Annotated in this window: 6 protein-coding genes; all 6 read left to right on the forward strand. The window is 73.1% G+C overall.

Going from position 1 to position 7364, the window contains the following annotated elements; all coding sequences use genetic code 11:
• Nucleotides 1-259: 259 nt before the first annotated feature.
• Nucleotides 260-1378 (forward strand): hypothetical protein, encoded by a 1119-nt coding sequence (locus EAO76_RS36890; RefSeq protein WP_262376070.1) that lies wholly within the window; start codon nucleotides 260-262, stop codon nucleotides 1376-1378.
• Between the two features lie 25 nt (nucleotides 1379-1403).
• The gene (locus tag EAO76_RS36895; RefSeq protein ID WP_148840601.1) at nucleotides 1404-2204 is read left to right on the forward strand and encodes an aldose 1-epimerase; all 801 of its coding nucleotides are present in this window, start codon (nucleotides 1404-1406) and stop codon (nucleotides 2202-2204) included.
• Nucleotides 2205-2395: 191 nt separating this feature from the next.
• Nucleotides 2396-2935, forward strand: a complete 540-nt coding sequence (gene pyrE, locus EAO76_RS36900; RefSeq protein WP_136326594.1) for an orotate phosphoribosyltransferase — start codon at nucleotides 2396-2398, stop codon at nucleotides 2933-2935.
• Between the two features lie 212 nt (nucleotides 2936-3147).
• Nucleotides 3148-4170 carry a class II fructose-bisphosphate aldolase gene (gene fbaA / locus EAO76_RS36905; protein ID WP_148840602.1) on the forward strand — a complete coding sequence of 341 codons (1023 nt, stop codon included), beginning with the start codon at nucleotides 3148-3150 and terminating at the stop codon, nucleotides 4168-4170.
• 193 nt (nucleotides 4171-4363) lie between these two features.
• On the forward strand, nucleotides 4364-5557 hold the full coding sequence (locus EAO76_RS36910; protein WP_262376071.1) for a MalY/PatB family protein: 1194 nt from the start codon (nucleotides 4364-4366) through the stop codon (nucleotides 5555-5557).
• Between the two features lie 261 nt (nucleotides 5558-5818).
• Nucleotides 5819-7364: MFS transporter (locus EAO76_RS36915; protein ID WP_148840835.1), on the forward strand; the 1546-nt coding region annotated here is incomplete at its 3' end.

Below are 7364 nucleotides of genomic sequence, written 5' to 3' on the forward strand. Positions count from 1 at the left end.
CCCGCGGCGAGCGCCGCCGCCGCGTCCAGGTCCAGGAGCCGGCCGTCGCCGCCGACCGTGCCCGTGAAGCCGATCGCCGTGCCGCCGTCCCGCTCGGTCAGGTCGATCGTCAGGGTCAGCTTCGCCGAACCGCCGCCCCTGGCCTCGGAGCCCTCGCCCGTCACCAGGATCTCGGCGGCCCCGTGCGACCCCTCCGAACCGCCGTCCCGCGGGGCGGAACCGCTGACGCGAGGGCCGGGGCTGAGTAGGCTCGGTTTTCATGGAGCATGAGGTGTTCGTTCCGGTTCCGGCCCCGTCCCTCCGGCGGACGCTGGGCGACCCCGCCCGCGTCGCGCGCTGCGTGCCGGGGCTGCAGCAGGACGCCGAGGCGTCCGCGGGTCCGCTGTCCGGCCGGCTCAAGGTCCGGGTCGACGGCCACACGATCACGTACCGCGGCACCCTGAGAATCACCGACGCCCCGCGGGACGGCGGTTCGGAGGGGTCGCACGGGGCCGCCGAGATCCTGGTGACGGGCGAGGGCTCCGAGGCCAGGGGCGGCGGTTCGGCGAAGCTGACCCTGACGATCGACCTGACCGAGCGGGACGGCGGCACGGCGATCGGCTTCACGGGCACGGTCGGCGGCGACGGCCGGCTCCTGGACCTGGACGCGGCGGCGGCGCTCGCCGCGGGCCGCCGCCTGCTGGACCGGTTCGCCCAGCAACTCGTGACGGAGACCCTGGCGTCCCGGGAGCCGGACGGCGGGGAAGGACCTGCCGATACCGGGGAGGCGCCCGGCGGTACGCGGGACGGCGAGGCGCTCGGGGAGGTCGAGCGGTCCGTCGGCGAGGCCGTGGAACAGGCCATCGAGGAGGGGGCCGAGGAGGCCGACACGACCGGGGCGGGTCCCGCCCGGGACATCGTGCCCGGGGTCGACGACGACATCCCGCCCACGCACGACGCCACTGCGGACGAGGCGCCCTCGACCGGGAGTTCCGAGAACGCCAAGGGCCCCGGGAGCACCGAGGGCACCGAGAGCACCAGGGACGCGGAGAAGGCGGAGGGCGCGGAGGACGAGGGGGGCGTCGGCGGCGCGGGGAATCCGCCGGGCACCGGTTCGGTCTTCGACGCGCCCGTTCCCCCGCCCTCGCTCGACCCCGACGCGGACGCGGAGTTCCCCGAGCCCGAAGCTCCCCCGGCGGAGGCCGCCCACGCCAGGCGCACGATGATCGGCCGCAGTGCCGAGGAGGTCGACCACGCGCCGCCGCGCGGCCGGTACGCCCCCGTGCCGTCACCCGATTCGACCACCAGGAGCGCCACGCTCCGCTGGGTCGCCCCCGCCGCCGCGCTCGCGCTGGCGTCCGCCGTGGTGGTCGGCCGTGCGCTGCGGCGGCGGAGGTAGCCGCGGCGCCAGTAATCTCGGGCGGGTGAGTAGCAGCGAGAAGGACGTCCGGCTGTCCGTCGGCGACGCAGAGTTGACCGTGAATCCCGCCAACGGCTGTCGTGTCGACAGCCTGCGCATCGGCGGCACCGAACTGCTGCGGCAGGGGGAGCGGTACGGCTGCTTCCCGATGGTGCCGTGGTGCGGGCGCACCGGGTACGGGCTGTTCCACAACGGCGACGTCCCGCACCGGCTGCCGCTGAACTCGCCGCCGCACGCCATCCACGGCACCGGCCGGGACACCGCTTGGCGCACCGCCCGGATCGGCGAGCGGGACGCCTCGTTCTACTACGACCTCGCCGATCCCTGGCCGTACCCGGGCCGGGTGACCCAGACCTTCGAACTGGCCGAGGACTCCCTCACGCTGGCCTTCGGCATCGAGACGTACGGGGACTCCTTCCCGGCGCAGGCCGGCTGGCACCCCTGGTTCCTGCGCAACCTCGGCGACGGGGGCGAGGACGTGCGGCTGGGCTTCGACGCCCGGTGGCAGGAGGAGCGGGGCGACGACCACCTGCCGACCGGCCGCCGCATCCCGCCCCTGCCCGGCCCGTGGGACGACTGCTTCGGGATGCCGGACGGCGTCGAGGTGACGCTCACCTGGCCGGAGCAGCTGGAACTGACCGTGAAGAGCCGGTCCGAGTGGGTCGTGATCTACGACGAGCAGGACGAGGCGGTCTGCGTGGAACCGCAGTCCGGGCCGCCGAACGGGCTGAACACCATGCCCCGCCTCGTCACCCCGATCGACCCGCTGGAGATCGCGACGACCTGGAGCTGGCGCAGGCTCTGACCCGGCGCGACGGAGCGGCGACCGGCCCGGCGCGACGGTGCGGCGGTCACCGGCCGGGTGCGGCGGTGCGACGGTCACCGGCCGGGTGCGACGGTGCGACGGCGCGGGGCCTTCGGCCCGGTACGACGGCCGTGCCGGCCCGGTACGGCGGTGGGCGTGGGGGGCGACAGGGGCGGCTTAAGCTCGTAGCCATGACTGACGTACGTGCTGAGCTGCTCCAGCAGATCAAGGACAAGGCCGTGGTACACGGCAAGGTGACCCTCTCCTCGGGTCTTGAGGCCGACTGGTACATCGACCTGCGCCGCATCACGCTGGACGGCAAGGCCGCTCCGATGGTCGGTCAGGTCATGCTCGACGCCACCGCCGAGCTGGACTACGACTGCGTCGGCGGGCTGACGCTGGGCGCCGACCCGGTCGCCACGTCGATGCTGCACGCCTCCGCCGCGCGCGGGCAGGAGCTGGACGCGTTCGTCGTTCGCAAGGCACAGAAGGCGCACGGGATGCAGCGCCGCATCGAGGGCACGGACGTGAAGGGCCGCCGCTGTCTGGTGGTCGAGGACACCTCGACCACCGGTGGTTCGCCGCTGACCGCCGTCGAGGCGGTGCGCGAGGCCGGCGGCGAGGTCGTCGCCGTCGCCGTGATCGTGGAGCGGGGCGCGGCCCCGGCCATCGCCGAGGCGGGCCTCCCATATGTCCACGTCTACTCGGTGGCCGACCTCGATCTCGCCTGATACTTGGCCTGACCTGCGGCTTCTTTCGGGGGTGGGCGGTTTCACGTGAAACCGCCCACCCCTTTCGCGTACCTGCCGCGCGCCTGTCGGAGCAGTCGGGCGATGGGCCGGGTGGAGCCGCGGCGAGAGTCTGGGAGGATGGGGGCGACGATGATGTCGCCCCCAGGTCAGGGAACCAGCACGCACACCCGCATATCCCAAGGAGCGGACACATGCCCATCGCAACCCCCGAGGTCTACGCCGAGATGCTCGACCGGGCGAAGGCAGGGAAGTTCGCCTACCCGGCCATCAACGTGACGTCGACCCAGACCCTGCACGCTGCACTGCGCGGCTTCGCGGAGGCGGAGAGCGACGGCATCGTCCAGATCTCCACCGGCGGTGCGGAATTCCTGGGCGGCCAGCACAACAAGGACATGGTCACGGGCGCCGTCGCCCTGGCCGAGTTCGCGCACATCGTCGCCGCCAAGTACGACATCTCGGTCGCGCTGCACACCGACCACTGCCCGAAGGACAAGCTGGACGGCTATGTGCGTCCGCTGCTCGACATCTCCGCCGAGCGCGTCGCCCGCGGCGAGAACCCGCTGTTCCAGTCCCACATGTGGGACGGTTCGGCCGAGACCCTCGCCGACAACCTGGCCATCGGCCAGGAGCTGCTGGCCAAGGCCGCCGCCGCCAAGATCATCCTTGAGGTCGAGATCACCCCGACCGGCGGCGAGGAGGACGGTGTCTCGCACGAGATCAACGACGAGCTGTACACCACCGTCGACGACGCGCTGCGCACCGCCGAGGCGCTCGGCCTGGGCGAGAAGGGCCGCTACCTGCTGGCCGCCTCCTTCGGCAACGTCCACGGCGTCTACAAGCCGGGCAACGTCGTGCTCCGCCCCGAGCTGCTGAAGGACCTCCAGGAGGGCGTCGGCGCCAAGTACGGCAAGACGTCCCCCTTCGACTTCGTCTTCCACGGCGGTTCCGGTTCCACCGAGCAGGAGATCGCCACCGCGCTGGAGAACGGCGTCGTGAAGATGAACCTCGACACCGACACCCAGTACGCCTTCACCCGCCCGATCGTGGACCACGTGTTCCGCAACTACGACGGTGTGCTGAAGGTCGACGGCGAGGTCGGCAACAAGAAGGTCTACGACCCGCGCAGCTGGGGCAAGTCCGCCGAGGCGGGCATGGCCGAGCGCGTCACGGAGGCCTGCGCCAACCTGCGTTCCACCGGCACCCGGCTGAAGTAGGCACGACCGGTACGAGGCGTGGCCGCGGGCCCGGTACCCCCTCGGGGTGCCGGGCCCGCGGTGTGTTTCCGGGAAGGTGTTCCCGGGGATCCGACCGGTCCGGGGCCGACGGGACCGGCGGGAGCGACAGGTTCGGCCGGTCCGGGGCCGTGTTCCGAATGAGTGTGTGTGAGGGAGTGCTATGAGTTCCGGTGTGCGCCATGACCATGACCGCCATGACTACGACTTCGACACGGTCGTCGACCGCAGGGGCACCTGGTGCGTCCAGTGGGACGGGGTCGCGGACCGTTTCGGGGTGGACGGACTGCTGCCGTTCACCATCTCCGACATGGACTTCGAGACCGCCCCGGAGGTGCTGGGCGCGCTGCGGGACCGCATCGACCACGGGGTGTTCGGCTACACGGACTGGCGGCTGGGCGACTTCCGCGCGGCGATAGCCCACTGGTACGCGACCCGGCACGGGACGGAGGTGGACACCGGGCTGCTGGTGTACGGGCCCTCCGTGCTCAGCCAGCTCTCGCAGCTGCTCCAGATGTGGTCGGCCGAGGGCGACGGCGTGGTCGTCCACACCCCCACGTACGACGGCTTCCGCAAGGCGGTGACCGGGCTCGGGCGGGAGCTGCGGGGCGTGCCGGTGGGGGACCGGGCCGCGCTGGAAAGCGAACTGGCCCGCCCCGACAGCAGGGTCCTGGTCCTGTGCTCGCCGCACAACCCGACGGGCCGGGTGTGGACCGAGGACGAACTGGGCGAGATGGCGTCGCTCGCCGCGCGGCACGGGGTCGCGGTGATCAGCGACGAGATACACGCGGACTTCGTGCACGAGGGGCATGTGCACGTGCCGTGGACGAGGGTCGCCGGTGAGGGCCGCTGGGCGCTGGTCACCTCCGCGTCGAAGGCGTTCAACTTCCCGGCGCTGACCGGTTCGTACGGGCTGATCGGCGATTCCGCCGACCGGGCGGAGTTCCTGCGCCGGATGGAGACGGCCGAGGGGCTCGCCTCTCCGGCGGTGCTGTCGCTGACCGCGCACATAGCCGCCTACCGGGAGGGCGGGGAGTGGCTGGACGCGGCCCGCGCCTATGCCGCGGGGAACCTGGGGATGATCGCGCGGCGGTTGAACGAGGAGCTCCCGGAGCTGGGCTGGGAGCCGCCGCAGGCCGGTTACCTGGCGTGGATCGATCTGCGGCCCGCGGGCATCGACGGGGACGAGGAGTTGCAGCGGGTCCTGATCGAGCAGGAGAAGATCGCGGTGATGCCGGGCGGGGTGTACGGGGCGGAGGGCTTCGTACGGCTGAACGTGGGGTGCCCGCGGTCCAAGGCGGAGGCCGGGGTGGAGGCACTGATCCGCGGCGTCCGCCGGGTGCGGGAGAGCGCGGCGGGGGGTRGCTGAGGGCCGGGTGGGCGCCGGAACCCCTGAACCCCCGAATCCCTGAACCCCCGAATCCCTGAACCTCCGAACCCTCGAACGTCCGAACCCCCGAAGCCCCGAACGTCCGATGGAGGGCGGGGCGTCGGGGAAGGGAAGGAACCGGGGAAGGAACGCCGGCGAAGGGGCGTCGGGGAGGGACCTCGGGAGAGATCTCGGAGGGACTTCGGGAAAGGCGCCGGTTCTCCGATGGCTCTCCCGGCGCGGAGCGGCGATGCTGCTCGTATGCCCGACGCAGCAGGGACAGGAGCCATCCGGGTCGCCTCCGCCACCGGACGCCGGGTCGTCCTCACGACCGTCCTCGGGTCCAGCATGGCCATGCTGGACTCCACCGTCATCAACGTCGCCCTGCCCCGCATCGGCGAGGACCTCGGCACCGGCCTGGCCGCGCTCCAATGGACCGTCAACGCCTACATGCTGACGCTCGCCGGGCTGATCCTGCTCGGCGGCGCACTCGGCGACCGGTACGGGCGTCGGCGGGTGTTCGTCGTCGGGGTGGTCTGGTTCGCCGCCGCGTCCGTGCTCTGCGGGCTCGCGCCGAACTCCGCCGTCCTGATCGCGTCCCGGGCCCTCCAGGGCGCCGGCGGGGCCCTGCTCACCCCCGGTTCGCTGGCCCTGATCCAGGCGAGTTTCCACCCCGACGACCGGGCCCGCGCGGTCGGCCTGTGGTCGGGGTTCGGCGGGGTCGGGGCGGCCGTCGGGCCCTTCGTCGGCGGATGGCTCGTCGACGGGCCCGGCTGGCGTTGGGTGTTCCTGCTCAACGTGCCGATCGCCGCGGTCTGCGTGCCGGTGGCGCTGCGCCACGTACCGGAGTCGCGGGATCCGGACGCCCACGGGCGTTTCGACGTGCTGGGGGCGGTGCTCGGCGCACTGGCCCTCGCCCTGGTGACGTACGCGCTGATCGAGGCGCCGGGGCAGGGGGCGTCCGGCGCGGTGGTCGGGGCGGCCGTCGGCGGGGTCCTGCTCGGGGTGCTGTTCGTGCGGGTGGAACGCGGGCGGGAGAACCCGATGCTGCCGTCGTCGGTGTTCGCGTCCCGGCAGTTCACCGCCGTCAACGTCATCACCCTCTGCGTGTACGCGGCGCTCGGCGGGTTCTTCTTCCTCTCCGCGATCCAGCTCCAAGTGGTCGCCGGGTACTCGGCGCTCGGCGCGGGCACGGCGCTGCTGCCGACGACCGTGCTGATGCTGCTCTTCTCGGCCGCGTCGGGGGAGCTGGGCCGACGCATCGGGCCCCGGCTCCCGCTCACCGTCGGCCCGCTGGTCGCCGCCGCCGGGATGCTGCTGATGACCCGGGTCGGGCCGGGGTCGGCCTCCGTCTCCGGCTACCTCACCGACGTGCTCCCCGCGGTCGCCCTGCTCGGCGTCGGACTCGTCACCCTGGTCGCGCCGCTCACCGCGACGGTCCTGGCCTCCGTGGACACCGCACGGGCCGGTCTCGCCAGCGGGATCAACAACGCGGCCGCCCGCGCCGCCGGGCTGATCGCGGTGGCCGCGCTGCCGCTGCTCACCGGCATGGGGCCGGAGGCGTACCGGGACGCCGACGAGTTCGCCGCGACCTTCCGCCGGGCCATGCCGATGTGTGCCGGGCTGCTCGTGCTGGGCGCGGTGATCGCCTGGGCGGCGGTGAGCGGGGCGCCGGTCCCGGCCGACGAGGAGGAGGCGGAACACGCACGGCCCGAGTGCACGGTGCACTGCGGCGTCACCGCCCCGCCGCTGGAACCCGAGCGGGACGGGCCCGGGGGAGGAGAGCCCGGGCGGGAAGGGCCCGGGG

The sequence above is a fragment of the Streptomyces sp. sk2.1 genome, assembly GCF_008120935.1.
Classification (GTDB): domain Bacteria; phylum Actinomycetota; class Actinomycetes; order Streptomycetales; family Streptomycetaceae; genus Streptomyces.